Source organism: Ensifer sp. 22521 (assembly GCF_052044795.1).
Classification (GTDB): Bacteria; Pseudomonadota; Alphaproteobacteria; order Rhizobiales; family Rhizobiaceae; genus Ensifer.
In genome coordinates, this window is record NZ_JBQENM010000006.1 from 98,709 (window position 1) to 125,635 (window position 26,927).

General features: G+C 62.1%; 27 protein-coding genes. 12 read left to right on the plus strand and 15 right to left on the minus strand.

Annotation, left to right across the window (positions count from 1 at the left end):
• Positions 1-268: 268 nt before the first annotated feature.
• The 5 genes from clpX to ACTJKE_RS10270 all read right to left on the minus strand — a co-directional run bounded on the left by clpX (position 269) and on the right by ACTJKE_RS10270 (position 5,999).
• Positions 269-1,546, minus strand: coding sequence for an ATP-dependent Clp protease ATP-binding subunit ClpX (gene clpX / locus ACTJKE_RS10250; RefSeq protein ID WP_034803621.1), 1,278 nt, complete (start codon positions 1,544-1,546; stop codon positions 269-271).
• Positions 1,547-1,829: 283 nt separating this feature from the next.
• On the minus strand, positions 1,830-2,462 hold the full coding sequence (locus ACTJKE_RS10255; protein WP_057252356.1) for an ATP-dependent Clp protease proteolytic subunit: 633 nt from the start codon (positions 2,460-2,462) through the stop codon (positions 1,830-1,832).
• Positions 2,463-2,753: 291 nt separating this feature from the next.
• Positions 2,754-4,313, minus strand: coding sequence for a phospholipase D family protein (locus tag ACTJKE_RS10260; protein ID WP_112995502.1), 1,560 nt, complete (start codon positions 4,311-4,313; stop codon positions 2,754-2,756).
• Positions 4,314-4,331: 18 nt separating this feature from the next.
• Positions 4,332-5,189, minus strand: coding sequence for an endonuclease/exonuclease/phosphatase family protein (locus ACTJKE_RS10265; protein ID WP_112995503.1), 858 nt, complete (start codon positions 5,187-5,189; stop codon positions 4,332-4,334).
• A gap of 162 nt (positions 5,190-5,351) precedes the next feature.
• Entirely contained in the window at positions 5,352-5,999 is a 648-nt protein-coding gene (locus tag ACTJKE_RS10270) for a VOC family protein (protein WP_113132759.1), read from the minus strand.
• Between the two features lie 204 nt (positions 6,000-6,203).
• Here ACTJKE_RS10270 and ACTJKE_RS10275 point away from each other — a divergent pair, with 204 nt between their 5' ends.
• Positions 6,204-7,442, plus strand: coding sequence for a cytochrome P450 (locus ACTJKE_RS10275; RefSeq protein WP_440691812.1), 1,239 nt, complete (start codon positions 6,204-6,206; stop codon positions 7,440-7,442).
• A gap of 37 nt (positions 7,443-7,479) precedes the next feature.
• Here ACTJKE_RS10275 and ACTJKE_RS10280 read toward each other — a convergent pair whose 3' ends face one another.
• The 7 genes from ACTJKE_RS10280 to ACTJKE_RS10310 all read right to left on the minus strand — a co-directional run bounded on the left by ACTJKE_RS10280 (position 7,480) and on the right by ACTJKE_RS10310 (position 15,514).
• Positions 7,480-7,824 carry a cupin domain-containing protein gene (locus tag ACTJKE_RS10280; RefSeq protein WP_057252366.1) on the minus strand — a complete coding sequence of 115 codons (345 nt, stop codon included), beginning with the start codon at positions 7,822-7,824 and terminating at the stop codon, positions 7,480-7,482.
• A gap of 212 nt (positions 7,825-8,036) precedes the next feature.
• Positions 8,037-11,225, minus strand: a complete 3,189-nt coding sequence (locus ACTJKE_RS10285; protein WP_440636709.1) for an efflux RND transporter permease subunit — start codon at positions 11,223-11,225, stop codon at positions 8,037-8,039.
• Positions 11,222-12,652, minus strand: coding sequence for an efflux RND transporter periplasmic adaptor subunit (locus tag ACTJKE_RS10290; protein WP_440691813.1), 1,431 nt, complete (start codon positions 12,650-12,652; stop codon positions 11,222-11,224). The genes ACTJKE_RS10285 and ACTJKE_RS10290 overlap by 4 nt, the downstream gene beginning before the upstream one ends.
• On the minus strand, positions 12,649-13,053 hold the full coding sequence (locus tag ACTJKE_RS10295; RefSeq protein ID WP_112995508.1) for a FixH family protein: 405 nt from the start codon (positions 13,051-13,053) through the stop codon (positions 12,649-12,651). The genes ACTJKE_RS10290 and ACTJKE_RS10295 overlap by 4 nt, the downstream gene beginning before the upstream one ends.
• A 111-nt stretch (positions 13,054-13,164) precedes the next feature.
• The gene (locus ACTJKE_RS10300; RefSeq protein ID WP_112995509.1) at positions 13,165-13,560 is read right to left on the minus strand and encodes a hypothetical protein; all 396 of its coding nucleotides are present in this window, start codon (positions 13,558-13,560) and stop codon (positions 13,165-13,167) included.
• 38 nt (positions 13,561-13,598) lie between these two features.
• Positions 13,599-14,882, minus strand: coding sequence for an O-acetylhomoserine aminocarboxypropyltransferase (locus ACTJKE_RS10305; RefSeq protein ID WP_057252373.1), 1,284 nt, complete (start codon positions 14,880-14,882; stop codon positions 13,599-13,601).
• A gap of 203 nt (positions 14,883-15,085) precedes the next feature.
• Positions 15,086-15,514 carry a CoA-binding protein gene (locus tag ACTJKE_RS10310; protein WP_093232341.1) on the minus strand — a complete coding sequence of 143 codons (429 nt, stop codon included), beginning with the start codon at positions 15,512-15,514 and terminating at the stop codon, positions 15,086-15,088.
• Between the two features lie 179 nt (positions 15,515-15,693).
• Between ACTJKE_RS10310 and ACTJKE_RS10315 the strand changes: the two genes are divergently transcribed.
• Positions 15,694-16,530 (plus strand): DMT family transporter, encoded by an 837-nt coding sequence (locus ACTJKE_RS10315; RefSeq protein WP_093232243.1) that lies wholly within the window; start codon positions 15,694-15,696, stop codon positions 16,528-16,530.
• Between the two features lie 12 nt (positions 16,531-16,542).
• Here the strand turns inward: ACTJKE_RS10315 and ACTJKE_RS10320 are convergent, their stop codons facing one another.
• The gene (locus ACTJKE_RS10320) at positions 16,543-17,364 is read right to left on the minus strand and encodes an enoyl-CoA hydratase (RefSeq protein WP_440636713.1); all 822 of its coding nucleotides are present in this window, start codon (positions 17,362-17,364) and stop codon (positions 16,543-16,545) included.
• A 171-nt stretch (positions 17,365-17,535) separates the two neighbouring features.
• Here ACTJKE_RS10320 and ACTJKE_RS10325 point away from each other — a divergent pair, with 171 nt between their 5' ends.
• From ACTJKE_RS10325 to ACTJKE_RS10340, 4 genes are all read left to right on the plus strand, one after another.
• Positions 17,536-17,967, plus strand: coding sequence for a PaaI family thioesterase (locus ACTJKE_RS10325; protein ID WP_058321511.1), 432 nt, complete (start codon positions 17,536-17,538; stop codon positions 17,965-17,967).
• A gap of 225 nt (positions 17,968-18,192) precedes the next feature.
• Entirely contained in the window at positions 18,193-18,657 is a 465-nt protein-coding gene (gene rplM, locus ACTJKE_RS10330; protein WP_057252379.1) for a 50S ribosomal protein L13, read from the plus strand.
• A 2-nt stretch (positions 18,658-18,659) separates the two neighbouring features.
• A complete protein-coding gene (rpsI, locus tag ACTJKE_RS10335) occupies positions 18,660-19,127 on the plus strand; it encodes a 30S ribosomal protein S9 (RefSeq protein WP_057252381.1) in 468 nt (155 codons plus the stop codon).
• A 102-nt stretch (positions 19,128-19,229) separates the two neighbouring features.
• A complete protein-coding gene (locus tag ACTJKE_RS10340; protein WP_058321512.1) occupies positions 19,230-19,568 on the plus strand; it encodes an antibiotic biosynthesis monooxygenase family protein in 339 nt (112 codons plus the stop codon).
• Between the two features lie 30 nt (positions 19,569-19,598).
• Here the strand turns inward: ACTJKE_RS10340 and ACTJKE_RS10345 are convergent, their stop codons facing one another.
• Positions 19,599-20,072 carry an Lrp/AsnC family transcriptional regulator gene (locus tag ACTJKE_RS10345; RefSeq protein ID WP_058321513.1) on the minus strand — a complete coding sequence of 158 codons (474 nt, stop codon included), beginning with the start codon at positions 20,070-20,072 and terminating at the stop codon, positions 19,599-19,601.
• A 106-nt stretch (positions 20,073-20,178) separates the two neighbouring features.
• Between ACTJKE_RS10345 and ACTJKE_RS10350 the strand changes: the two genes are divergently transcribed.
• The 3 genes from ACTJKE_RS10350 to argC all read left to right on the plus strand — a co-directional run bounded on the left by ACTJKE_RS10350 (position 20,179) and on the right by argC (position 23,144).
• On the plus strand, positions 20,179-20,970 hold the full coding sequence (locus ACTJKE_RS10350) for a phenylalanine 4-monooxygenase (RefSeq protein ID WP_058321514.1): 792 nt from the start codon (positions 20,179-20,181) through the stop codon (positions 20,968-20,970).
• A 127-nt stretch (positions 20,971-21,097) separates the two neighbouring features.
• Positions 21,098-22,060 carry an agmatinase gene (speB, locus tag ACTJKE_RS10355; RefSeq protein ID WP_440636717.1) on the plus strand — a complete coding sequence of 321 codons (963 nt, stop codon included), beginning with the start codon at positions 21,098-21,100 and terminating at the stop codon, positions 22,058-22,060.
• A gap of 151 nt (positions 22,061-22,211) precedes the next feature.
• Positions 22,212-23,144 (plus strand): N-acetyl-gamma-glutamyl-phosphate reductase, encoded by a 933-nt coding sequence (argC, locus tag ACTJKE_RS10360; RefSeq protein WP_057252391.1) that lies wholly within the window; start codon positions 22,212-22,214, stop codon positions 23,142-23,144.
• A 77-nt stretch (positions 23,145-23,221) separates the two neighbouring features.
• On the opposite strand, the gene ACTJKE_RS10365 is transcribed toward argC, so the two are convergent.
• Positions 23,222-24,325, minus strand: a complete 1,104-nt coding sequence (locus ACTJKE_RS10365; RefSeq protein ID WP_058321517.1) for a COX15/CtaA family protein — start codon at positions 24,323-24,325, stop codon at positions 23,222-23,224.
• A gap of 174 nt (positions 24,326-24,499) precedes the next feature.
• On the opposite strand from ACTJKE_RS10365, the gene ACTJKE_RS10370 reads away from it, so the two are divergent.
• The 3 genes from ACTJKE_RS10370 (at position 24,500) to ACTJKE_RS10380 (ending at position 26,889) form a co-directional block, all read left to right on the plus strand.
• The gene (locus tag ACTJKE_RS10370) at positions 24,500-24,712 is read left to right on the plus strand and encodes a DUF2842 domain-containing protein (protein WP_057252395.1); all 213 of its coding nucleotides are present in this window, start codon (positions 24,500-24,502) and stop codon (positions 24,710-24,712) included.
• A 35-nt stretch (positions 24,713-24,747) separates the two neighbouring features.
• A complete protein-coding gene (locus ACTJKE_RS10375) occupies positions 24,748-25,488 on the plus strand; it encodes a metallophosphoesterase family protein (RefSeq protein ID WP_058321518.1) in 741 nt (246 codons plus the stop codon).
• 210 nt (positions 25,489-25,698) lie between these two features.
• Positions 25,699-26,889: a GNAT family N-acetyltransferase gene (locus ACTJKE_RS10380; RefSeq protein ID WP_440636843.1), complete on the plus strand. Its 1,191-nt coding sequence runs from the start codon at positions 25,699-25,701 to the stop codon at positions 26,887-26,889.
• Positions 26,890-26,927 lie beyond the last annotated feature (38 nt).

Genomic DNA, 26,927 nt, shown 5'->3' on the forward strand with positions numbered 1-26,927 from the left:
AAGGCTGGACGCGACACCCACCAATCGTGGCCGGGTCCTTCTGACTACGCATCATTTCTGTTGCGGGCCTTGCGACGGAGAACGAGGCTCAAGGACGCGCAACGATAAAGGTCCTTCATTGAATCGTCACATCATTGCGTTGTTTGAGACACTTTAGCAACAATCGAATTGTGAAATCTGCGCTCGGGCGGCTTTGTCTCAACAGCTAAGTGCGCGAACATGAAAAAGCCCGCACAAGGCGGGCTTCTCAAACGATAATTCGGCGTTATCAGGCCGAAACGTTGGTCTTTTCGTCCGACCGCTCGGAGTAGATGTAGAGCGGCCGCGCCGCGCCCTTGACCACCTCGTCGGAGATGACCACTTCGCGCACGCCTTCGAGCGTTGGCAGCTCGAACATCGTGTCGAGCAGGATCTTCTCCATGATCGAACGGAGGCCGCGGGCGCCGGTCTTGCGCACGATCGCCCGGCGGGCAATCTCGCGCAGCGCGTCCTCGTGGAAGGTCAACTCGACGTCTTCCATCTCGAACAGGCGCTGATACTGCTTGATCAGAGCGTTCTTCGGCTCGGACAGGATCTGGATCAGCGCATCTTCATCGAGATCTTCGAGCGTCGCCAGAACCGGCAGACGGCCAATGAATTCCGGAATGAGACCGAACTTGACCAGATCTTCCGGCTCGAGTTCGCGCAGAACCTCGCCGACGCGGCGATCTTCCGGCGAGCGGACCGTCGCGCCGAAACCGATCGAGGTCTTCTCGCCACGGGCGGAGATGATCTTGTCGAGGCCGGCAAACGCACCGCCGCAGATGAACAGGATGTTGGTGGTATCCACCTGCAGGAATTCCTGCTGCGGATGCTTGCGACCACCCTGTGGCGGCACCGACGCAACAGTGCCTTCCATGATCTTGAGCAGCGCCTGCTGCACGCCCTCGCCCGAAACGTCACGGGTGATCGACGGGTTGTCGGACTTGCGGGAAATCTTGTCGACTTCGTCGATGTAGACGATGCCGCGCTGCGCGCGCTCGACGTTGTAGTCGGCGGCCTGGAGCAGCTTGAGGATGATGTTTTCGACGTCTTCACCGACGTAACCGGCTTCGGTCAGCGTCGTGGCGTCGGCCATGGTAAACGGCACGTCGATGATGCGGGCGAGCGTCTGGGCGAGATAGGTCTTGCCGCAGCCGGTCGGGCCGACGAGCATGATGTTGGACTTCGCCAGTTCGACGTCGCTGCCCTTGGCGGCATGCGCCAGGCGCTTGTAGTGGTTGTGCACGGCCACCGAGAGGATGCGCTTGGCCTGCTGCTGGCCGATGACGTATTCGTCGAGGACCTTTATGATTTCCTGAGGGGTCGGCACACCGTCGCGGGACTTGACCATCGAGGTCTTGTTCTCTTCGCGAATGATGTCCATGCACAGTTCGACGCATTCATCGCAGATGAAGACGGTCGGTCCGGCAATCAGCTTACGGACTTCGTGCTGGCTTTTGCCGCAGAACGAACAATAAAGCGTATTCTTCGAGTCACCGCCGTTGCTTCCGCTGACCTTGCTCATTTCCACTTCCTTCCAGCACGCCGGACACTTCAAGCGAAGTATCGCGGACCACTCAATTCGCCCTGTAGCCTATCCTCACGCAGGGCTTCCGGGAGTACTTACCGCACCTGGGCGACCATGCCCGATGCGGCTGCAACGACTCTCCCAACTCATCCGAACACTATGCCCTCAGAATCCAACATAGCATTAACGGTCCATATTACCGGCTTTACCCTGACGATAAAGCCCTTGAGCCATTACAATTGTGTCACAATTACATCTATCGCGACACAAAAGCGCGTTATCAGGCCTGCTCGGTGCCTTCGATCTCTTCGCGCGAGGTCAGTACCTTGTCGACGATACCCCACTCCAGAGCTTCGTCCGCGCTCATGAAATGGTCGCGATCGAGCGTCTGCTCGACTTCCTCGTAGGTACGGCCGCAATGCTTGACATAGACCTCGTTGAGGCGGCGCTTCATCTTGAGGATGTCGCGGGCATGGCGTTCGATATCGGAAGCCTGGCCCTGGAAACCGCCGGAGGGCTGATGAACCATGATGCGCGCATTCGGCGTGGCGAAGCGCATGTCCTTGTGGCCGGCCGCCAGGAGCAGCGAACCCATCGAGGCCGCCTGGCCGACGCAAAGCGTCGAGACCGCCGGCTTGATGAACTGCATCGTGTCGTAGATCGCCATACCGGAGGTGACGACGCCACCCGGGGAATTGATGTAGAGCGCAATTTCCTTCTTCGGGTTTTCCGCCTCGAGGAAAAGGAGCTGGGCGCAGACGAGCGTCGCCATCTGATCTTCGACCGGACCGGTGACGAAGATGATGCGCTCCTTCAGAAGGCGCGAAAAGATATCGTAGGAACGTTCACCGCGGTTGGTCTGTTCAACTACCATCGGCACCAGTGCCAGGGCGGTATCAACGGGATTTCTCATATCGAACCTTCATCAATCGGGCTCGCAAAACCTTTGCGAGCCGGGAATCACGGGATTTGCCTTCTGTCCTTACATAGAGTGTCAACACCCTTCACTTCAAGTCGCGAAGCTTCGATAAGCTTAATCGAAGCCCCCTTTGCTGCGAAGTTCGGCGCTCCTCCACACATGGTTGTCAATAGAACCTTTTTTCGCCGACATGCGCGCCGCAAGCCGCCGCGACCGAGCATTTCACACAGGGTTCGATGACGTCGGTAAACGAACGGCAAATCGTGTATCGGCGGCGCCGCCTTCCTAGAGCTGTGACTCGATCGGCAGAATACGGATCAGGTTGGCAATCATCCGCCTGGCAAGGCTGGCATCCGGCTCGCGCCGCAACAGCCGCTCGGAGCCGTTGGCGCGATCACGCCAGACAAGCCGTGAACCGTCCATCCCGAGCCGGTAGCTGATCGACGGCGAGGTCTCCTCCTCGAACATGCTGGCCAGCTCGCCGGCAAGAGCCGCATCGGCAAAGACGACACCCATTTCCGTATTGAGCGATGCGGAGCGGGGGTCGAAGTTCATCGAGCCGACGAACCCGTTCAAGCCATCGACCACGAAAGCCTTGCTGTGCAGGCTCGCATTGCGGCGCCCGAACAACGTCATGCGGTGCCCTTCGGCAACGTCGCCGTGCTCCTTCAATTCGAAGAGAGCGATGCCGGCCTGGATGAGTTTCCGGCGATACTTGATGTAACCGCCGTGAACGGCTGCGACATCGGTCGCAGCGAGAGAGTTGGTCAGCACCGCGACCCGAGCTCCGCGCGAAACGATGGCCGCAAGCTCTCGCGTGCCGGCAACGCCGGGGATGAAATAGGGAGAGATGATCCTCAAATCCCGCGTCGCCGCTTCGATCAACGGGAAGAGTTCGCGCAGCAACCAGTTTTGGCGCCGCTGCATCAGCGCCTTTTCCGGCGGGTCGGATGCCAGGCGGATCTGCGAACTCCAGTGAAGCCGCCGCGTGCCGTGATAGACGTCGGTTTCCTGAGCGGCCTTGTCGACGCGCTCGATGTAAAACCGGCCCGCGGGTGTCCGGGCAAGCCCGTCGACGGCCTCACGGAGCGCCGGCAAATATTGCTTGCGTGGCGTGCGCAGTGCAGCGATCGGGAGGACGGAGTCGCTGTTCCAGTACCGGTCGAACATGGCGGACGCCTGGTCCAGCACCGGCCCCACCATCCAGACGTCGAGGTCGCGGAAGTTGGAAAGCTCGGCGGCGTCGAAATAGGCGTCGCCGATGTTGCGCCCGCCGGCGATCGCGACCCGGCCATCCGCCACCCACAGCTTGTTGTGCATGCGGCGGGTGGCGCTGAAGGCGCGGATCGCCATCTCGAAGCCGCGGCGAAAGCGGTCGGTCCGCGCCCGGCTGGGGTTGAAGAGCCGCACCTCGATATTGGGGTGGGCGTCAAGCGCGATGCACATGCGATCATGAATGCCGGCGTTGATGTCATCGAGCAGTAACCGGACACATACGCCTCTGTCGGCCGCCGCCAAAATCTCTCGGGCCAGCAGAAGACCGGTCAGATCATCCTTCCAGTAATAATACTGCAGATCGAGGCTGCGCCCGGCGCGCCGCGCCGCATGCGCGCGCACTACCAGGGCCTCGATACTGTCCGACACGAGCGCCACGCCATTTGCGTTCGGGCGGCCGGCAAGAAGGGGCATGATAAGCCGATCGAGTTCCGTACCGGCCTCGGCCACCGGAAGTGCCGTTGACGGCAGCCCGTGCGGGCGCCGTCCGAACCGGCCATAGATGTAGAGGATGGCCGCCACGACCACACCGACGATCGCGGCGACGATGATCAGAACGGAGGATAACATCGAAAGCGCGCCTCGCCGTCAGACCGACCCCGTACGGCCGGCCCCAACCCGATTTCCGTCTCGGTGATCCTGCTGGGCAGCCTTCAAGGCGATGGAGGCTTTCACCGGCAGATGGTCCGATGCGATCCGCGCAAGCGGTGAGTCATGCACGGCGACCGACGTTACCAGGTGGTGCGGATTGCCAAGCACACGATCGAGCGGCAGCAGCGGAAAACGCGACGGAAAGCTCGCGACCGTGGCGTGCGACGGATCGAAAACAGGACTTAGGAAGGACAGTGACGATCTCCGGCCCATGCGCCACTCGTTGAGATCGCCGATGAGCAGCGTCGGCCGCCCGTTCGCGCCGGCTGCCGCTTCAAGGATCGCCTCGGCCTGCTGGGCGCGGGAATGCCTGAGAAGACCGAGATGGGCGGCGATGATGCGCAAGGGGCCGACCTTCAGGTCGAGATCGACGACCAGCGCGCCACGCGGCTCGACACCTGGGAGTTTCAGCTGCCTGACATCGGAAACGGCGCCCTCGCGTAGCAACAGCACATTGCCGTGCCATCCATGCCCCTTCGCCGAAAAGCCGGAGATCGGCACCGAAACGAGATGGGCCTCGCGCCGGAGATGTTCGAGATCGAGAAGACCGGCACGCTCGCCGAACCGCTGGTCCGCTTCCTGAAGCGCAACGATATCGGCGCCCAGTTCGCCAATCACATTGGCAGTCCGCCCGGGATCGAAACGGCCGTCGGTACCGACACATTTATGGATGTTGTAGGAGGCGATGACGATGTCGCCGCGGTTCACCGCAGCTTCGCGATGAACGACCGTGGGACGCCGCTTGCGGATCGCTGCCACGATCCCCGCCGATAGACTGGACTGGTTTTTTGCCATGCCGCTCCCTGCCTGCTGCCCGCATCATTGCGCAAATAGGTCACCGGGCGCCACTGAAAAAGGGTGGAGAGCAGAAGTTGTTTCGCAACTGCGATACGGGAGCGAACGGGTGGATGCCGGGACAGCACGAGCAGCGTCGGCGTCCATTTTCGCCGCTCTCGATCAGTCGGCCGGTCCTGCGAACAGGATCAGATTTCCGTCCGGATCGAGCACGATGAAGGTGCGGGCGCCCCAGGGTTCGGTCCGCAGCGGCTGGTGAAAGTGTACGCCAGCAGCCTGATAGGTCAGGAACAATTGTTTGATGTCATTGACGGTTTCGAGCGTGATGGCAGCCGAAAGCAGGTCCTCGCGCTGGCGGATGTCATCGACGAAGACCGGCTCGCAGACAAGGCGTAGAGCAAGCCTGGCGCTGTCGCGGATCACTTGCCCATAGAATGGCGGATCGCCGTAGACGAAATCGACGGCAAAGCCGAGCTTCTCCGCGTAGAAGTCGCACGAGGCCTTGATATCGGCAACGAACAGCTGAGCGGCGATCGACTGCAGCACCGGCTGCGATATGGTGGGTTTTGAGTGCGGGGTCATTGTCAGGGCTCCTGATCTGAGCGCCTGCCAACCGTCGAATCCCGATTGGCGCGCGATAAGCTCCTGCGCGTCGGCGAGCTTGAACTCCGCATTTAGAATGGCGTCGTCATCAAGGTCACAGTAACGGGGCAAGGCCGCCCTGATCTCCGCTGCGACCGGATGGTACCGTTCGCGATGCCATTTGAGGTACTGCTTCGCCTGCTTCTTCAGGTTTTCAAGGTTTGGCATGGGCGCAACTACGGTGTGTCTCCCGTAGGCGGGCGTGCCCTTTCAGCCTCTTGCCGATGCGCCCTACGCAGCGCCAGGAGATTGACGACCATTTCCGACACTGTCAACGCCATGCCGATGGCCGGAGGGATATCTGCACTTGCCGGCTGAACGCCGGTTCCCGTAGAAATAGACGTCGGTCAAATTCTGTAAAGAGCCCGTTGCATGCCTGCCATAACCATTGACGGCGCCCAAAGGCGCATTTCCATCGATGCGCGTAATCCCGCCTTCTACCGTGAGCCGCTCGCCGCCTACGCCGAGATCCACGCACAATGTCCGGCCTTCTTCTGGGAGGAGCGGCAACAATGGTATTTCGCAGGCTATGACCAGGTAAACGCGCTGCTCCGCGACCGCCGTTTCGGACGGCAGATCCTGCATGTGGCGACGCGCGAAGAAGTCGGCCTGTCGGCGCCGAAGCCACATCTGAGGGATTTCGACGCGCTGGAGGAACATTCGCTGCTGGAGCTCGAGCCGCCGGCGCACACGCGGCTGCGCACGCTCGTCAATCGGGCCTTCGTCTCGCGGCAGATCGAACAGCTGCGACCGGATATCGAGCAGCTGTCGCACGCCCTGATCGATGGTTTCGAAGGCGACGGCGAGGTCGAGTTGCTCAAGACGTACGCCGAAACGATCCCCGTGACGATCATCGCCCGCATGCTCGGCATACCGGTCGAGGCGGCGCCCGATCTTCTCGACTGGTCGCACTGCATGGTCCGGATGTATGTCTTCGACCCGAGCCACGAGACCGAACTCGACGCCAACCAGGCTTCCGCCGAATTTGCCGCCTATCTGCGAGAGATCATCGCCGAGAAACACCGCAATCCCGCCGATGACCTGCTGACGCACATGATCACCTCGGAAAAGGATGGCGAACGACTTTCCGAGGCAGAGTTGGTCTCGACCACCGCCCTGCTCCTCAATGCCGGTCACGAAGCGACTGTGCATCAGATCGGCAATGCCGTGAGAACCATCCTGCAATCCGGACCTTCCGCCGAGGATCTGTTTGCCACAGAGGCGGCAACCGCGCTGACAATCGAGGAGTGCCTGCGTTTTGGGGCACCGCTGCATATTTTCCAGCGTTACGCGCTGTCGGATGTCGAACTCGAAGACGGCATCACCCTTCGCAAGGGCGACAAGATCGGCCTGTTGCTCGGGGCGGCGAATGTCGACCCGAAGAAGTTCACGGACCCGAATGCGTTCCGGCCGACGCGCGATGAAGGCGCGAACGTCTCCTTCGGTGCCGGCCTGCATTTCTGCATCGGGGCGCCGCTGGCCCGGCTGGAGCTCAATCTATCGCTGCCGATCCTGTTTCGGCGGTTGCCGGACATGCGGCTGAAGAACGAGCCCGAGGTGAAGGACGCGTTTCATTTCCACGGCCTGGAGCGTCTCAACCTGGTCTGGTAGTTGCACCGAAGACCGCCCAGTCTTCGGTGCATGGGTGTCACAGGCGGATGACGTAATCCTTGCGGGTTGTCTCGACGACCTCCCAGGTGCCTTCGAAGCCGGGACGCAGGATCATGCTGTCGCCGGCGCGCAAATGCGCCGCCTCGCCACCATCCTGCGTGACAATCGAATAGCCGGAGATGATGTGGAAATACTCCCACTCCTCATAGACGATCCGCCACTTGCCGGGCGTCGATTCCCAGACTCCGGCATAGAGGCCGCCATCGGCCTCTTCCAGGTTCCAGGTACTGAATTGCGGCGCCCCGGAGATCAGCCGGTCGGCAGCGGGCGTGCCGGTTTCCGGCTCGACGGAAGACAGATCGAACTTCTGCATATTCGCCATTGGGCACCTTTGCTGGAGGCACTGCAACCTCCCCCGTCATGGGTTTCAGATTTGGTTTCGTCACACACCTCCGGGGCAACGTCCATTGTTTTTTCGAGGATATTCCCGCCTCCGTTCTGCTGGTGCCGCCATTCCTCGATCGAGGCGGACGTGGACCGGCATTTCGAAGCAACTCGGCTCCCGCCCCATTCCGACCTTGAACCTTCACTCGTCTACCGCTGGATCCTGACGTCTATCGGCGTCAGAAGCCCGGCGCTGGCCGCTCTCGTCGGCGACCGGGTGTCGGCTAGGGCTGGCAGCCGCCAGCCCTTCACCAGGCCGTAGATTGCCGGGATGACCGCCAGTGTCAGCACCGTCGACGAGATCATGCCGCCGATCATCGGCACGGCGATGCGCTGCATGATTTCCGATCCGGCCCCAGTGCTCCAGAGGATCGGCACCAGCCCGGCGATGATCGCCACGACCGTCATCATCTTCGGCCGGACCCGTTCCACTGCGCCGACCATGATCGCGTGATGCAGGTCGTCCCGCGTGAAGGGGCGCTGTTCGCGGTCGCATTCCTCACGGCGTTCGCGAAGCGCCTGGTCGAGATAGATCAGCATGATCACACCCGTCTCTGCCGCCACGCCAGCAAGGGCGATGAAGCCGACGACCACCGCCACCGAGGCGTTGAAGCCTAGCCACCACATCAGCCAGATGCCGCCAACCAACGCGAAGGGCAGCGACAGCATGACGATGAGGGTCTCGGTCAGCGCTTTGAAGTTCAGGTAGAGCAGCAGGAAAATCAGCGCGAGGGTCAGCGGCACGACGATCCCGAGGCGCGCTTTTGCCCGTTCCAGATACTCGTACTGCCCGCTCCAGGCGACCGAATAGCCTGATGGAAGCGACACGCTCTTCGCGACGGCTTCCTGAGCTTCGGAGACATAGCTGCCAAGATCGCGGTCGGCGATGTCTACGAGGATGTAGACCGCGAGCTGGCCGTTTTCGGTCCGGATCGTTGTCGCACCGCGTTCAAGCTTGACGTCCGCGACTGCGCCAAGGGGCACCGTACCGCCGCCGGGGAGCGCGACCTGGACATCACGGGCGATCGACTGCGGATCGCTCCTGAAGGCCCGCGGGTAGCGGACGGCGACCCCGTAGCGTTCGCGGCCCTCGACCGTCGAGGTGACGACCTCGGACCCGAGCGCAATGCCGATCACGTCCTGGACGTCGCCTATGCTCAGACCATAGCGACCGAGTGCTGTGCGGTCGGGCACGATGTCGAGATAGTACCCCCCGATGACCCGCTCGGCATAGGCGCTCGATGTGCCGGGGATCGCCTTCAGCACCGTCTCGATGTCGCGCGCCACCCGCTCCATCTCCTTGAGATCGCCCCCGTAGACCTTGACGCCGACGGGCGTACGGATGCCGGTCGACAACATGTCGATGCGGGCGCGGATCGGCATGGTCCAGGCGTTGGAGACGCCGGGGAACTGCAGTGCGGTGTCCATCTCCCGCTTGAGGCTGTCGATGGTCACGTCTGGCCGCCATTGCGACTTCGGCTTCAGGGTGATGATCGTCTCAAACATCTCCGTCGGGGCCGGATCGGTGGCAGTCAGCGCCCGTCCCGCCTTGCCGAAGACCGTCTCCACCTCCGGGAAGGACTTGATGATGCGGTCCTGGGTCTGCATCAGCTCAGCCGCCTTGGTCACCGACAGGCCGGGCAAGGTCGTCGGCATGTACATCAGCGTGCCTTCGTTGAGGGTCGGCATGAACTCGCTGCCGATCTGGCGCGCCGGCCACACCGTGGCGGCAAGCGCGGCGACCGCGAGCAGGATCGTCAGCGTCTTCGCCTGAAGCACGCCGTGAATGATCGGGCGGTAGGTCCAGATCAGAAAGCGGTTGAGCGGGTTCTTGTGCTCCGGCACGATCCGGCCGCGCACGAACAGGACCATCAGTGCCGGAACGAGCGTCACCGATAACAGCGCAGCTGCCGCCATGGCGAAGGTCTTCGTGAAGGCAAGCGGTCCGAACAACCGCCCCTCCTGCGATTCCAGCGTGAATATCGGCAGGAAGGACACGGTGATGATCAGTAGGCTGAAGAACAGTGCCGGGCCGACTTCGCTTGCCGCTTCTATCAGGACTTCGGCTCTGGGTTTGTCGGGCGGCGCGCGCTCCAGGTGCTTGTGGGCGTTCTCGATCATGACGATCGCCGCATCGATCATCGCACCGATGGCAATCGCTATGCCGCCAAGGCTCATGATATTCGCCCCGATGCCGAGCGCCCGCATCGCGACGAAGGAAATCAGGATACCGATCGGCAGCATGATGATGGCGACGAGCGCGCTCCTCACATGCAGGAGGAAGGCGATCGTCACTAGTGCGACGATGATCGACTCCTCGACCAGCGTGCTCTTGAGCGTCTCGATCGCCGCCTTGATCAGCTCCGAACGGTCGTAGACGGGCACGATCTCGGTGCCAGCCGGCAGGCTGTCCCTGACCGCCGCCAGGCTCTTCTTGGCGCTGTCGATGACGTTGAGGGCATTTTCGCCGACCCGCTGCAGGACGATGCCGCTTGCGACCTCGCCTTCGCCGTTGAGTTCGGTGATGCCGCGCCGCTCGTCGGGAACCGTTTCCACCCGCGCTACGTCGCCGAGGCGTAGCGGAGCTCCGCCTTCGGTCATCAGCACGATGTTCTCGATATCCTTGATACCCTGCAGATAACCGCGGCCGCGAACCATGAACTCGAACTCCGAGATTTCGACCGTCCGGCCGCCGACGTCCCGGTTGCTGGCGCGCACTGCGTCGGCAATCTGCTTCAGCGTCACGTTCTGGGCGCGCAGGCGCGCCGGATCGACGACGATGGAGTACTGCTTGACGAAGCCGCCGACACTCGCGACTTCCGCCACGCCGTCGGACTTCGAGGCGGCGAAGCGCACGACCCAGTCCTGCAAAGAGCGCAGTTCGGCGAGCGACAGCTCCTTGGCGACAAGGGCGTACTGGTAGACCCAGCCGACACCCGTCGCGTCCGGGCCGAGGCTCGGCGAGACGCCTTCGGGAAGCCGGCTTGCGGCGGCGTTGAGGTATTCGAGCACGCGGCTTCGCGCCCAATAGGGATCGGTCCCGTCCTCGAAGATGACGTAGACGAAGGAGATGCCGAAGAAGGAGAAGCCGCGCACAACCTTCGACCGCGGCACCGTCAGCATCGACGTCGTCAGCGGATAGGTGACCTGATCCTCGACCACCTGCGGTGCCTGGCCGGGATAGTCGGTGAAGACGATGACCTGCACGTCCGAGAGGTCGGGAATGGCATCGAGCGGAAGCGAGCGCAGGGAGTACACGCCCGCGGCGATTGAGAGGGCGGCCCCAACGATGATCAGCACCAGATTGCGGGCGGACCAGGCGATGACGTTCGAGATCATGGTTTCACCTCGTCCGCAGTGAGGGCGCTTAGCGCCGCATTGAGATTGCTCTCGGCGTCGAGCAGGAAGTTGGCGGAGACGACGATCTTCTCTCCGGCTTCAATGCCTTTCCTGATTTCCGTTCGGTCATCGCCGCGCGCTCCGAGCTCGACGTCACGCGGTTCGAAGCGGCCTTCGCCCTTGTCGACGAACACCACCTGTCGGTCGCCCGTGTCGATCACGGCGCTGTTGGGCACCGCGACGACCGGGGCGGTGTCACCCGAGGCGATCTCGACTTCGGCGTACATGTTCGCGAGCAGCAGGCCCTCGGCGTTGGAGAGCTCTATCCTCACCTTGGCCGTGCGCGTCTGCGTCTGAAGCTCGGGATAAATCAGATCGACGGCACCCTCGAAGGTCTTTCCGGGCAGGTTCCGCACCCGGACCGTCGCATGCGCGCCTTGCCGGAGGGTCGCGGCATCGAACTCGGGAACGTCGGCGATCACCCACACCTTCGACATGTCGGCAATCCGGAAGAGGACGTCGCCGGCCTCGGCCATCATGCCCGTTGTCGCGCTCCGTTCGAGGACGACGCCATCGCTTGGGGAGAGATAAGCGATGCTCCTGGGCACCGTCCGGCTCCGGGCAATCGCTTTGACGGTCTCTTCCGGCACGCCGAGATTGCGCAGTTGCAGCGCACCCCCGACGTCGAGGTCCGGCTTGCCACCACCGCGCAGTTCCGTGGTGTATTCGGCCCCGGCCTTGGCGATGTCCTTCGAGAAGAAATGGAAAAGCTCGTCGCCCTTCAGCACCCGGTCGCCGGTCGTCACATCGGCGACGCCCTCGATGAAGGCGTTTGCCCGCATCGAGACGATCCGCACCAGGCGCTCGTCGAACGTGACCGTTCCAGGCACGCGCACCTGACGGTTGACGACGGCGTTCTCTGCCGTCGCCGTCTTCACTCCCGTCCGCTGTAACTTGCCGAGCGAGACCTTCACGACGGAGCTGTCCGCCTCCTCTCCCTCGTATACGGGAAGATAGTCCATGCCCATGGAGTCCTTCTTCGGCACCTTGGAGGTGTCGGGCAGGCCCATGGGGTTGCGGTAATAGAGGACTTTTCGCTCGCCCGCCGTCGGCGTGGCTTCCGCCTTTTGGGGAGCGGCCTTCTTCACCGTGTCGAAGGAGATGTCCTCGCTCTCGCGCACGGCAACGAAAGCGCGACCGTCTGCGTTCTCTCTCGGTGTGGCCGAGTATTCCGGCGAACCGTCTGGACTACGATAGTAGATGACCTTGCCAGTCGGCTTGACTGCAGGGGGCATGGTTTCCCCGAGCGCCTGCTCGGGGAAGACCTTGTTGATGTCGGTGGCAAGGCCGCGCGTGCCAGCCGCGTACCCTCCCCCGCCGGCGATTGCGAGGGAGCTGACGAAGAGCAGAAATCTGGACGTGGTCACGGCTGTGCCTGCAGAACCAGTTCGCCCTGAACCGTCTCGGTCTCGCCCTGGACCTTGGCCGCCAGCTTGAAGCGCCATCCGCCCTCCATGCTGAGGTTGGTCTTGAACGAGTAGATGCCGGCTTCCGCTGACGGCAGGGCTTCGACCGGAGTGGTCATCGCCTCCATGCCCTCCGGTGCCATGTCCATCCTCGTGCTGAAGATGACCGCATCAGACACGGGTTTTGAGGTCCTCTTGTCGATCAGGCGCACCGCGACGGTCGCCTCGGGACCGTGTGGGACTTCAGACCGGACGAGCTGGAACTCGTAGTCCGTTGCGGCGGCGAAAGACGTGGTGGTTGCAGCCAAAATGATGGCAACCGAACCGAGGATCGCCCTCGGAGAAAAAATGCTTGTGGTCATATTGATTCTCACCCAGGACCGGCGCCTCTGGCCGTGTCCATGAAATAAATACGGTCGGAAGGACGCTCTCCCTCTGGAAAGCGGCCGCCCGGTTTCATTCAACGAGTGAGATCAGACTTTGGGAGGTCGCGCCGGAGGTTCGACGAGGGCAGACGGCAGACGGTTGTCCTGGAGGATCGGATGCGACAGTACGCGGGCCGACAGATCGATGCGCCAGCTATTGGCCTTGCTGCCGTGCGCCAGAATGATGGAAGAGCAGACGAGCGCGAGGGGACACGTCTTTCCGCAATCGTTCTTCTGAGCAGGTTGCCGCTCAGGACAGCAGGACATGTCGTCCATGCCTGTCATCGCATCCATCTGCATGTCGGACGAAAGAGCCATGGCGCTCGCAGCCGTGCCGACGCTCACGGGACCAAGCACGACCCCGAGCAACGCCAACACACAGAGAAAGCGCCGGAGCGCGACGACAGCGAACATGCAGCTATGCTTGCATAGCGCGACGTTCATTGGAAGCCGGTCACGGAAAGTTGCGACCGGCCGACGCATCAGAGCTTTGCCAGCGCCTGCTCAAGATCGGCGATGATGTCGGAAACGTCTTCGATGCCGACCGACAGACGCACGACATCGGGGCCGGCGCCGGCCGCTACCTGCTGCCCGGGCGTCAGTTGCCGATGGGTGGTCGAGGCCGGGTGGATGACGAGCGAGCGTGTGTCGCCAATGTTCGCCAGATGCGAGAACATTTCCAGCCCCTCGACGAAGCGTTTGCCCGCCTCGTAACCTCCCTTGAGGCCGAAGGTGAAGACGGCGCCGGCACCCTTCGGCGAATAGCGCTGCTGCAGCGCGTGGTTGGGATCGTCCTCAAGCCCGGCATAGTTGACCCACGAAATCTTGTCGTGCGTCTTCAGCCACTTGGCGACCGCAAGCGCGTTGTCGCAATGGCGCTGCATGCGCAGCGGCAGGGTCTCGGCGCCGGTCACGAGCATGAAGGCATTGAACGGAGAGATTGCCGGACCGAAATCGCGCAGTCCCAGGACACGCGCGGCAATGGCGAAAGCGATGTTGCCGAAGGTTTGGTGCAACACGACACCGGCATATTCCGGACGCGGCTCCGAAAGCATCGGATACTTGCCCGACTTCGACCAGTCGAAGGTACCGCCGTCGACGATGACACCGCCCATCGAATTGCCATGGCCGCCGATGAACTTCGTCAGCGAATGCACGACGATATCGGCGCCGTGCTCCAGCGGCCGCAGCAAATAGGGTGTCGCCATGGTGTTGTCGACGATCAGCGGCAGGTCGTGCTTGCGGGCGACCTCGGCGATGGCGGCGATATCCACGAAGGTGCCGCCGGGATTGGCGAGGCTCTCGATGAAGATCGCCTTGGTGCGCCGGTCGATCTTCGCCTCGAACGAGGCGGGGTCAGCAGGATCGGCCCAGCGCACCTGCCAGTCGAAGGACTTGAAGGCGTGGCCGAACTGGTTGACCGAGCCGCCATAGAGCCGGTTGGCTGCGACGAAATTGTCGCCCGGGTTCATGATCGTGTGGAAGACGAGCAGCTGAGCCGCATGGCCGGAGGCAACGGCCAGCGCAGCCGTGCCGCCTTCGAGCGCCGCGATGCGCTCCTCCAGCACCGCCTGGGTCGGGTTCATGATGCGGGTGTAAATGTTGCCGAACTGCTGGAGGCCGAAGAGTGCCGCGGCATGGTCGGTGTCGTTGAAGACGAAGCTCGTCGTCTGGTAGATCGGCGTCGCCCGCGCGCCCGTGGTCGGATCGGGCTGTGCCCCTGCATGGATTGCGAGCGTGTTGAAACCAGGGTTGTCTTTCGTCATTTCGTCCCTCCCATGACCAGAGCGCGGCCGCCAGCCGGCGCGCCGAGGACGCTCTATCACCTTGAATCTGCGTGTGATCCGCTATCGAACCTCCGTGGCCCAGCGCGGAGGTGGCGGCACTATTCCAGAGCCTACGTGTGCGGTCAAAGAGGATTTTACGAAACTGACGGTTGCGCAAGCCGCAGCCGTTCTGCGGGCCGAGATCAGCCGATCAGGCGCGGATATTCGATTGCCGGACAGCGATCCATGACCACCTTGATCCCGGCCGCTTCCGCCTTCGCCGCTGCGCCGTCGTGGCGCACCGAAAGCTGTCCCCAGATCACCTTCGGCAGCGTGTCCAGCGCCAGGATCTCGTCAACGAGCGCCGGCAAGGCATGGGCGGCGCGGAAGACATCGACCATGTCGATCGGTTCCTTCACGTCGGCGAGCCGGCCGACGACGGTCTGGCCCTGAATGGCCTTGCCGACATGGCCGGGGTTGATCGGAATCACCCGATAGCCCTTGCGCAACAGGAACGCCATGACCCGATGGCTCGGCCGCTCGGCATTCGGCGAGGCACCGACGAGAGCGATCGTCTTGGTCTCGCGCAGGATGTCGGCGAGATAGTAGTCCGGATAGGCGTCGTGATTCATGTGGGGCTTTTGATCCATCTAATTAAACGGCCGTATAATGGGGCCGCTCCCTTCCAAGTCAACTGCGTGCAGCAATGCGCCTCAGACCCTGACGCAATACAAGACTTTACGGTTGCATTTGCGTGCGAGCGGCGCGACAAGCTTCACAAGGCCCGCCACATCGTTTCCGAGGTTCCATCTTGCCGCTTGAAGTCATTGCGCTCGTCCTGTTCGGGGCGTTGTTGCACGCGACCTGGAATGCCCTGGTCAAGGCAGGCTCGGAAAAATCGCTCGACGCAGCAATGATCGCGCTCGGGGCCGCCGCCGTGGCCATCCCCTTCCTGCCATTCCTGCCCTTGCCGAAGCCGGAAGCGTGGCCCTACATCCTGGTTTCGGCCCTGTTCCAGTTCGCCTATTTCCAGCTTGTCGCCGCCTCCTATCGCGCAGGCGATATCGGCCTCGTCTATCCGCTGATGCGCGGTACTGCGCCCTTGATCGTCGCGGCCACCAGTGGCGCGCTGATTGGCGAACAGCTTACCTTCGGTACGATGCTCGGCATTCTGACAATCTCTGTCGGCGTGCTGACGCTCGCCTTCGAGTCCAGAAAGGGCGGCAAACACGCGATCGTGCTCGCCCTCCTCAACGCCTGCGTCATCGCCAGCTACACCTTTGTCGACGGCATCGGCGCCCGCGTATCGGGCAATGCGATTTCCTACACGCTGTGGATGGCGCTGTTGCCGCCGGTGCTGCTCTTCGCCTGGGCCTTTGCCCGCCGCGGCGTCAAGCCGGTCGCCCGCCACGTCTACAAGAACTGGTGGCGGGGCCTCATCGGCGGCGCCGGATCGATCGGCGCCTATGGCCTGGCGCTCTGGGCGATGACCAAGGCGCCGGTCGCAACCGTCGCCGCCCTTCGCGAAACGTCGATCCTGTTTGCGGTGGTGATCTCGGTCGTGTTCCTCAAGGAACCGGTCAGTGTCTGGCGCATCGCCGCCGCCTGCGTCATCGCGCTCGGCGCGCTGCTGCTGAAGCTGGCCTGACGACGCCGCAGATCAGTCTTCCTTCCACTCCGGCATGCGCTTGCCGAGGAACGCGCCAATGCCGTCCTCGGCGTCACGGGCCAGCATATTCTCGACCATGACGCCGACGGCGTAGTCATAGGCCTGCGGCAGGTCCATCTCCGCCTGGCGGTAAAAGGCTTCCTTGCCGATCTTCAGCGCCTGCGGCGACTTCGAGGCGATCACGGCCGCATATTTGTCGACCACCTGGCGCAGGTACTGCTGCGGCACGATGCGGTTGACGAGGCCGAAATCCTTGGCGGTCGAGGCATCGATGGTCTCGCCGGTCAGCAGCATCTCCATCGCCTGCTTGCGGTGCGAGGCACGCGTGAGCGCGACCATCGGCGTCGAGCAGAAGAGGCCGATATTGACGCCCGGCGTGCAGAAGGTGGAGCTGTCGGTACAGATCGCGAGGTCGCAGCTTGCGACAAGCTGGCAGCCGGCGGCCGTTGCGAGCCCGTCGATTTCAGCGATGACGGCTTGCGGCAACCGGGTGATCTTCAGCATTAAGTCTGCGCAAAGGCGGATCGTTTGTTCAAAGAAGGCCCGGCCCCGGTCGTCGTCTTCGCGATGCGCGGTCATTTCCTTGAGGTCGTGCCCCGCCGAAAACAGCTTGCCCGACGCGGAAAGCACAACAACCCTGATTTCCTTGGAGGCGGCGACGGCATCGAACTCGGCGTGCAGCGCCTCCATCATGGCGATAGACAATACATTGGCCGGCGGGTTGTTCAGCGTCAGCCGCAACACCGGCCCGGAACGTTCGCGCAGCAGTAGGCCGTTCGGCTCTTCCTTCTTGAACGATACCACTTCGGCCATCTCTTTCTCCTGAAACTTGAACTCGGGCTTGGTGGTACGCCGGACACGCGCGCGGTGCAAGCTGAGCGCAGAACCAGGCGGCGCGTTCCGTCTAAGACCTTTTTCCGCCTTGCGTCCGGCCCCGCGGTCGGTTTCAGGTGACGGGCAGATATATATTGAAGGATGCAATGCATGACCATCGAGCCGATCATGACCGTCGACGAACTCAACCGGTTTCTCGACACGGATTTTCCGCAGGTCCACACTGATGGCAAGGTTTTTCACGTCACGGCGGCAGGCCCAGGCTTTGCCACCATGCGGCTCGATCCCAACGAAAGGCACATCCGTCCGGGCGGCACCGTCTCAGGCCCCACCCTCTTCGCGCTTGCGGACGTTTCCGCCTATATCGCGCTGATCGCCCATATCGGTCCGGTCGCGCTTGCGGTTACCACCAATCTCAACATCAACTTCCTGCGCAAGCCGGACCCGGAGCCGCTCGAATGTACCTGCCGGATCCTCAAACTCGGCAAGCGCCTCGCCGTGCTCGACGCATCGATCGTCAAGGTCGGCGACGACGATCTCGTCGCCCATGCAACGGCGACCTATTCGATTCCGCCGCGTTAAAGTGTGGTATCAAAATACCATACATGTAACTTATTGTTTTTGCTTATATTTATTTACATCGCACAGATTTCGCGTTCTTGACGCTTGTTTCGCACTTGCGTATAAGCTGCCGCAGATCGCGGTCCTCAAGGGCCGCTTTCTTCTTTTGCCCGGGAAACCGGGCAAAACCAAGCAACAAGAAACGCCCGGCGGTTCGCCGCCCGGGTCCAAAGAAAGAGTTTAGATATGGCAACCTTCGTTCAGAAGCCTGCAGAGGTGGAGAAGAAGTGGATCATCATCGACGCCGAAGGCCTCGTTGTTGGTCGCCTCGCTTCCCTCATCGCAAACCGCCTGCGCGGCAAGCACAAAGCTACCTTCACCCCGCATGTTGACGACGGCGACAACGTCATCGTCATCAACGCCGAGAAGGCAGTTCTGACGGGCAAGAAGTACACCGACAAGAAGTACTACTGGCACACCGGCTACCCCGGCGGTATCAAGGAGCGCACCGCGCGCCAGATCATCGAAGGCCGCTTCCCGGAGCGCGTCATCGAGAAGGCCGTCGAGCGCATGGTTCCGCGTGGTCCGCTCGGCCGTCGCCAGATGAAGAACCTGCGCGTTTACGCAGGCGCCAACCACCCGCATGAAGCACAGCAGCCGGCCGTCCTCGACGTCGCCAAGCTGAACAGCAAGAACACAAGGAGCGCCTAATAATGGCCGACCTTTCCGCTCTCAAGGACATCGCCACGACCGCGGAACCGGCTGCTCCGGTTCACGTCAAGAAGGTCGACGCCCAGGGTCGCTCCTACGCGACCGGCAAGCGTAAGAACGCTGTTGCCCGCGTATGGGTCAAGCCCGGCTCGGGCAAGATCACCATCAACGGCAAGCCGTACCTCGACTACTTCGCTCGTCCGGTTCTGCAGATGATCCTGCAGCAGCCGATCGTCGCAGCTGCCCGTGACGGCCAGTTCGACATCGACGCGACGGTCGCCGGTGGCGGTCTCTCCGGCCAGGCCGGTGCCGTTCGTCACGGCATCTCCAAGGCCCTCACCTACTTCGAACCGGGCCTGCGCTCCGTTCTGAAGCGCGGTGGCTTCCTCACCCGCGACAGCCGCGTGGTCGAGCGTAAGAAGTACGGCCGTGCGAAGGCACGTCGTTCGTTCCAGTTCTCGAAGCGTTAATCGCTTCCAAACTGCGACTTGGAAAGGCGGGGCTTTGCTCCGCCTTTTTTTGTTATCATCGCCCCCACCGTATCCCGCAGCATCGATCCTCCGAGGCATCGCATGACAAGCTCCCCCGTCGCCAAGACCCCAGAGCCGCCCTACTACATCGTCACCTTCTCCTCGCGACGGACGGCCGGCGATCACGGCTACGACAATATGGGCACGGAGATGGAGAGGCTGGCGCGCGAACAGCCAGGTTTTCTCGGGCTCGAAAGCGTGCGTGGTGCTGATGGCTCCGGCATCACCAATTCCTATTGGGCGGACGAGGAGAGCATCGCGGCGTGGAAAAGCGACGTCCGGCATTTGACCGCCCAGCGGCTCGGCCGCGAGCGCTGGTACGAGGATTATCAAGTCCGTGTCGGCAAGATCGAGCGGCAATACGGGTTCGAGCGCTCATAGGGTCCCGGCAGTCGCCATGACCGAACCGCTTCAGATCGGCAGTTCCGTCGTCGACTTGAGTTCACGCAACACGAAGCTCGACACGACCGTGCGCACATGCGGGTTGCGCATCAGGTAGCGCGTCATGAAGGCGTCGTAACTTTCGACGTCGTTGGCGCGGATCTTCAGCATATAATCGAAGGTGCCGGATAGAGCGTAGCATTCCATGATCTCCGGGCGATCGCGCACCAACGCCGAGAAGGCTGCGATCGCCTCGTCATGATGATCCTCCAGCGTCACGTGAGCGATGATGCAGAGTTTCAGATCGAGCTTTGCCGGATCGAGCAACGCCACCCGCTTGCGAATGACGCCATCCGTCTCCAGTTCCTGCAGCCGTCGCCAGGCGGAACTTTGCGACATGCCCGCCTTCTCGGCGAGATCGGAGAGCGACTGGCCGCTATCAGCCTGAATCAATCGCAGCAGCTTTCGAACGGGCTGGAGATTTTCTTTCACATCGGACGGCATCTTGAAATTTCCTCCCGTCATCAGGCCCGTGTCTGGCAACTGTGGAACAAATACTCGCGCCATCCGCGATACAATTGCAACAGGAGAGTTCGAATGAGGAGACGTCATGACGAAGGAGAGTACATACACTGCGAAACTGCCGGAACCGGACGGAACTTATCATTACACTCCGGAAGAAGATGCGATCTGGGGCGAGCTCTATCAGCGGCAGATGAAGCTTCTCGCTGACAAGGCCTGCGACGAATATTTGGAAGGCGCAAAGACACTCGACCTGGGGCCGCATCATGTGCCGCAGCTGAAGGACGTGAACCGCCGTCTAGCGGAAACCACCGGCTTCGGCGTCGAAGGCGTGCCGGCGCTCATTCCGCCGTCCCGTTTCTACGAGCTTCTGTCCCAGGGCAAGTTTCCACTGGCGACCTTCATCCGCCGGCGTGAGCATATCGACTACATCGAAGAGCCCGACATCTTTCACGAAGTCTTCGGTCACTGCCCGTTGCTCACCAACCAGAGTTACGCCCACTTCGTCCGTCGCTTCGGCGAGAAGGCCGTTTCGCTCGGCAAAGGTTACTCCTGGCATCTGTTCCGGATCTTCTGGTTCACCGTCGAGTTCGGCCTGATCAACACACCGAAGGGCCGCCGCTGCTACGGCGCAGGCATCGTCTCCTCGCCAAACGAGACGCGCAACGCCATGGAGACACCGGGTGTCGAGTTCCGGCCGTTCGACCTGATGACCGTGCTGCGCACGCCGTATCGCATCGATATCGTGCAGCCGATCTATTACGTGATCGACAGCTTCGCCCAGCTCGAAACGATCATCGAAGAAGATATCGCCGCGCGCATCACCGAAGCGAAGGCGCTTGGCGACTTCGCCCCGACCTACGAAGCCAAGGCTTCGTAATCGCGGAAGAATCGGCCGGCAGGGCCTTGCCTTGCCGGCGACGATTGTCCAACGTCTCGCCACCACAAGTTAGAGCGGGATACGAGCACACGGCTCTCTTCATCCCGCCCTGAAGCAGAGACGGGACATGGCCAACAGGACAATCGATCATGCGCTGACGGCGCGCTCACTCACATCGGCGGCATCCGATCCGACGCATGCCGGCATTCTCTCCTTCATGCGCCGCAAATATTCGAAGCAGTTGAAGGGTGTCGACGCCGTAGTCTGGGGCATTCCCTTCGATGCCGCCACGTCCAACCGTCCTGGCGCCCGCTTCGGGCCACAGGCGATCCGTCGCGCCTCCGCCATCTTCGACAACGATCCGCAGTACCCCTTCGAGCGCGACCTCTTTGCCGCGATGGCGACGATCGACTACGGCGACTGCCTGCTCGACTACGGCAACCATTCGAAGACGCCGGCGACGATCGAGCGCGAAGCGGTGAAAATCATCAGAAGCGGCGCTTATCTGCAGACGCTCGGCGGCGACCACTTCATTACCTATCCGATCCTGAAGGCGCAGGCGGCCATCCACGGCCCCCTCGCCCTCGTGCAGTTCGACGCACACCAGGATACCTGGCCGGACGAACGGGGGCGGATCGATCATGGCTCCTTCGTCGGACGTGCCGCACGCGAGGGCCTGATCGATACCGACGCCTCGATCCAGATCGGCATCCGCACCCACGCACCCGAAGACTGCGGTATTCGCATTCTCTATGGCTATGACGTCGAGGAAATGAGTGCTGCCGAGATTGCCGAAACGATCATCCGGCAGGTCGGCGAACGCAAGGCCTATCTCACCTTCGACATCGATTGCCTCGACCCGGCCTACGCGCCCGGCACCGGCACGCCGGTTGCCGGCGGCCCGTCGAGCGCCAAGATCCTCTCGGTGCTGCGCAAGCTCGGCGCCCTGACGATTGTCGGCAGCGATGTCGTCGAAGTGGCACCCGCCTACGACCATGCCGAAGTCACCGCAATCGCGGGCGCCACTGTCGCCATGTTCATGCTGGGACTGCATGCGGAGAAACTTGCGGAACGCGCACCGCTGCGCTGAAGAACCGTATCGCCGTTGCGACCAGGGGCGGCTGCTTGTATAGGAACTGACAGGGCTGGCGGCGGTCCGCCGGCCTGTTGAGAAATTGATTCAATTCTATGCCAGAATGATTCCGGAACTATCCGTAAATCACTGACAGAACGGGAAAATCATGAAACCGAAGATCTTCATCGATGGCGAACACGGCACCACGGGCCTGCAGATCCGCACGCGCATGGCCGGCCGCAGCGACCTCGAACTGCTTTCCATCCCGGAAGCGGAACGACGCAACGCCACGATGCGCGAAGATCTCCTGAACGACGCCGACATCGCCATTCTGTGCCTGCCGGACGATGCGTCGCGCGAAGCGGTTTCAATGGTTTCCGGCAACAACAAGGTGCGCATCATCGACACGTCGACGGCACACCGCATCGCCCCGGACTGGGCCTATGGCTTTGCCGAAATGGACAAGGCGCAGCCGGAGAAGATCCGCGATGCACGCCACGTCGCCAATCCCGGCTGCTATCCGACCGGCGCGATCGGCGTGATCCGGCCGCTACGCCAGGCCGGCATCGTGCCCGACGGCTACCCGGTCACGGTCAACGCTGTTTCCGGCTACACCGGCGGCGGCAAGCAGATGATCGCGCAGATGGAAGACGAAACCAATGCGGACCACATCAGCGCGCCGCACTTCCTCTATGGCTTGCCGCTCAAGCACAAGCACGTGCCCGAAATGAAGATGCACGGCCTGCTCGACCGTGCGCCGATTTTCGCTCCCTCGGTCGGCAAATTCGCGCAGGGCATGATCGTCCAAGTCCCGCTCTATCTTGAGGATCTTGCCGCCGGCGCAACGCTGGAGACGATCCACTCGGCGCTGGTCGAGCACTATGCCGGGCAGTCGATCGTCGAGGTCGTGCCGCTTGCGGAAAGCGAGAAGCTCGCGCGCATCGACGCGACCGAGCTTGCCGGCAAGGACACGATGAAGCTCTTCGTCTTCGGCACCGCCGGCGGCAATCACGTGAACCTCGTCGCCCTGCTCGACAATCTCGGCAAGGGCGCTTCGGGCGCGGCCGTCCAGAACATGGACCTGATGCTGTCGGCCTGATCGGCGGCAGCCTGGAAAAACAAAAGACCCCGGCGAGCCGCTCGTCGGGGTCTTTTTTTATCACATATGTTGAAGCGTCAGTCGCGCAGCTCGATCGCCGTCGGCCGCGGATATTCGCCGTAGAAACCACGCCAGTGGGCGATGGCGAAACCGAGCACGACAAGGGCACCGCCCTGGTGTAGCACGCCCCAGCCGATCGGCACCTGCAGCACCAGCGTGGTGATGCCGATGACCGCCTGGGCTGAGACGAGCAGAAACAGAAGCACAGAGCGCCGCGCATGGGTCGTCTCAGGAGCAGCCCTCAGAGAGGCAATCATGTGCATCAGCGCGAAGGCAAACAGCACATAGGCGCCTATCCGGTGAACGAACTGCACCGTCTTCGGATTCTCGAACAGATTGATCCACCAGGGCTGCTGCAGGAACAGGTCCTGCGGAACGATCGCTCCATCCATCAGCGGCCAGGTGTTGTAGCTGAAGCCGGCGTCGAGGCCGGCGACGAGCGCGCCGAGATAGATCTGGAACAGGCTGAAGATGGCGATGATCATTGCCATCTTGCGCGAACGATCCGTGGGCGCTGCGTCGTTCGAATGCGGACTGAGCCCCCGGAAGATCCACATACAAGAGGCGAAGATCAGACAGGCAATGACGAGGTGCGTCGCCAGCCGGTACTGGCTGACCTCGGTGCGCTCGACGAGGCCGGAGGAAACCATCCACCAGCCGATGAAACCCTGAAAGCCGCCAAGGCCGAGGATGCCGAGAAGCGGCATCCGGAGCTTGCGCTCGACCCGGCCAGTCAGCCAGAAGAACGCGAGCGGCAGAGCGAAGATGATCCCGATGGTGCGGGCCAGCAGGCGATGCGCCCATTCCCACCAGAAGATCGTCTTGAACTCGTCAACCGTCATGCCGTTGTTCATCTGCTGATACTGCGGAATGCGCTGATAGAGCTGGAACTCTTCCTCCCACTCAGCGGCCGAAAGCGGCGGGATGACACCATGGATCGGCTTCCATTCAGTGATCGACAACCCCGATTCCGTGAGGCGTGTTGCACCACCGACAAGCACGAGCGCAAAGAGCGTGAAAATAACGACGGCGAGCCAGCCGCGGATCTGCCGGCGGTTGCGCTCGGTCTTGCCGATCTCGTTTCGAAGCATCTGTTCTGTCGCCATTTCGACGCCGGCCATTATTTTGCCTCTGGTATCGCAGGGTTGTCGGCGGCGCGACCGGACGGATCAACGGTCGCACCTTTCGGAAAGCCGTTGATTTGCACCAGAGCGGCATGCAAAACAAGACCGAAACCTTTGCGGCATGCCGTCGCGGTCGGTCCGCGCCCATGCAAGCCATCTGAAAGAAGTGAAATGCCCGTACGCCTCAGAAAGCTGATCGGCACGATCCTGATCATCATCCTCGTCGTCGTTTACGCACTGGCTGCCGTCACCTTTGCCTCGCTGCTGCTCGGCGCCGCACCCTGGTGGGTGCATCTGGCCTACTTCTTCTTCACCGGCCTGCTCTGGATATTGCCAGCCATGCTGATTATCAAATGGATGGAAAAGCCGGCTCGCGATCGCTGAGCCAAAGCGCAGCGGCCATTTGAGGAGACGCAAAAATGAGACTTGCGGTCATCGCCGATATCCATGGCAACGATCTCGCGCTCGAGGCCGTTCTCGCCGACATCGATGCGCTCGGTATCACCGACATCGTCAACCTCGGCGATCACGTGAGCGGCCCGCTCAATGCAGCGCGCACTGCCGACATCCTCATGAAGCGCGCGATCCCCTCGATCCGAGGCAATCACGATCGCTATCTGTTGACAGTCGACCCCCGGGACCTGGGGTTATCGGATCGCTCCGCCTACGATGAATTGCAGCCGGAGCACCGCGAATGGCTGGCCACCCTCCCCGTCGCGCACGTCCACAGGGAAACGTTTTTCTTGTGCCATGCGACGCCGACGAACGATGAGACCTACTGGCTAGAGGCTCTGACGACCGACGGCACCGTCCACATGGCGGCGCGTTCGGCAATCGAGGCTGAAGCCGCCGGCATCAATTATCCGGTCATCCTTTGCGGACACACGCATATCCAGCGCGCCATCCGCCTTTCAGACGGCCGCCTCGTGGTCAACCCCGGCAGCGTCGGCTGCCCCGGTTATGACGACGACCAGCCCGTGCCGCACAAGGTCGAGGCGGGCTCGCCGGATGCACGCTACGCCGTCGTCGAGCAGACGCCGTCAGGGTGGAGCGTCACCTTCCGCAGTGTTCCCTACGACTGGATGGCGATGTCCCGGCTCGCGGCCAGCCGCAACCGGCTGGAATGGGCAAGGGCACTGGCCACAGGCTTTATCGATTGAAGCCGCGCCGTGAGATATCCGCAACGCTTCACGCTTTGCTAACTGCGTTCACCGCTTATTCTTCACTGCCGTTCATAAGAGTTGCTGCATTAAACGGATCGTAGCGGCCTTGAAGTTCAATCGCTCGGCAACAGGGACCGGATGGCACCTTCGATGACGAACTCCGATCTGACCATGGAAGGCTCTGGCGACCGTTGCCCGCGCGTGTCCATGCGTGTCGGTCCGTCCGATACCACGACGCGCCGCTTCGATGTTACGATCCATCGCGCCATGGAGCCGCTGGAGGCCGAATGGCGTGCACTCGACAGCCTCGCTGGCAATTCGCTGCATCACGCCTATGACTGGTGCCGTGCCTGGGCGGAAACCCACAACAGCGATCTCTTGCTGCTGCGCGTTGCGTTCGATGGCGTGCTTTTCCTCATTCTGCCGCTGGAACTCAGGCACGGGCGCCTGTTTCGAACAGCCCGCCTGATCGGAACGGAACACAGCAACCTCAACACGGGGCTCTTTATCGACGGTGCCTCCGCAGTCATCACTCCGGCACTGGCCCATGCCTTGGCCCGGGATATTCGAACGGCGCTCCGCGGCTTCGCCGATGTCGTCATGCTCGAACGGATGCCGAGCGAGTGGCGTGGTGGCGTCAGCCCCTTTGCCGCACTTCCAGGCGTCGCAAACCCCAATTCGTCATTCCAGCTGCCCCTCCTCGGCAGCATTCAGCTCACACTGGCGCAGATCAACGCCAAGCGCCGCCGCAAGAAGATGCGCATCTCCGAACGACGACTGACGGAGATGGGCGGCTACGACTATGTGATCGCCCGCACCCCCGGCGAGGCGCAGACGTTGCTCGATACCTTCTTCCGGCAGAAGGCGACGCGCTTCGCAACACTCGGCCTCCCCGACGTCTTTCACGACGCCGAGACACAAGCCTTCTTCCATGCGCTTGCCTCCTATCAGGACGGCAACCCACAGCTCATGCAGCTCAACGCCATCCGGCTTAGAGGAGAACGTGACGGGCAGGTCGTTGCCGTCGCCGGGATTTCGCTCAAGGGCGACCATGTCATCTGCCAATTCGGCTCGATCGACGAGACGCTGGCAGGCGAAGCAAGTCCGGGTGAATTGCTGTTCTATCGGATGATCGAACGCCTCTCGACGCAAGGCGTGCGCCTGTTCGATTTCGGTGTCGGCGACCAACCCTACAAGCGATCCTGGTGCACGATCGAGACGCCGTTGCGTGACATTACATTACCGGTGACCCTCCCGGGGCGCCTTGCCGCCCTGCGCCATCACCTTGTCGTACGCGCAAAGGCAGCGGCGAAGTCGAACAAGGCCGTTTACGCCCGCCTGCAGCGAGCGAGGCGGTTCAGACAAGGCAAAATCGGTGCACAAAGCACCGGGGACTGAAGGCCGAACAGCAGCAGCCCGCGTTGACTTCTCGCTTT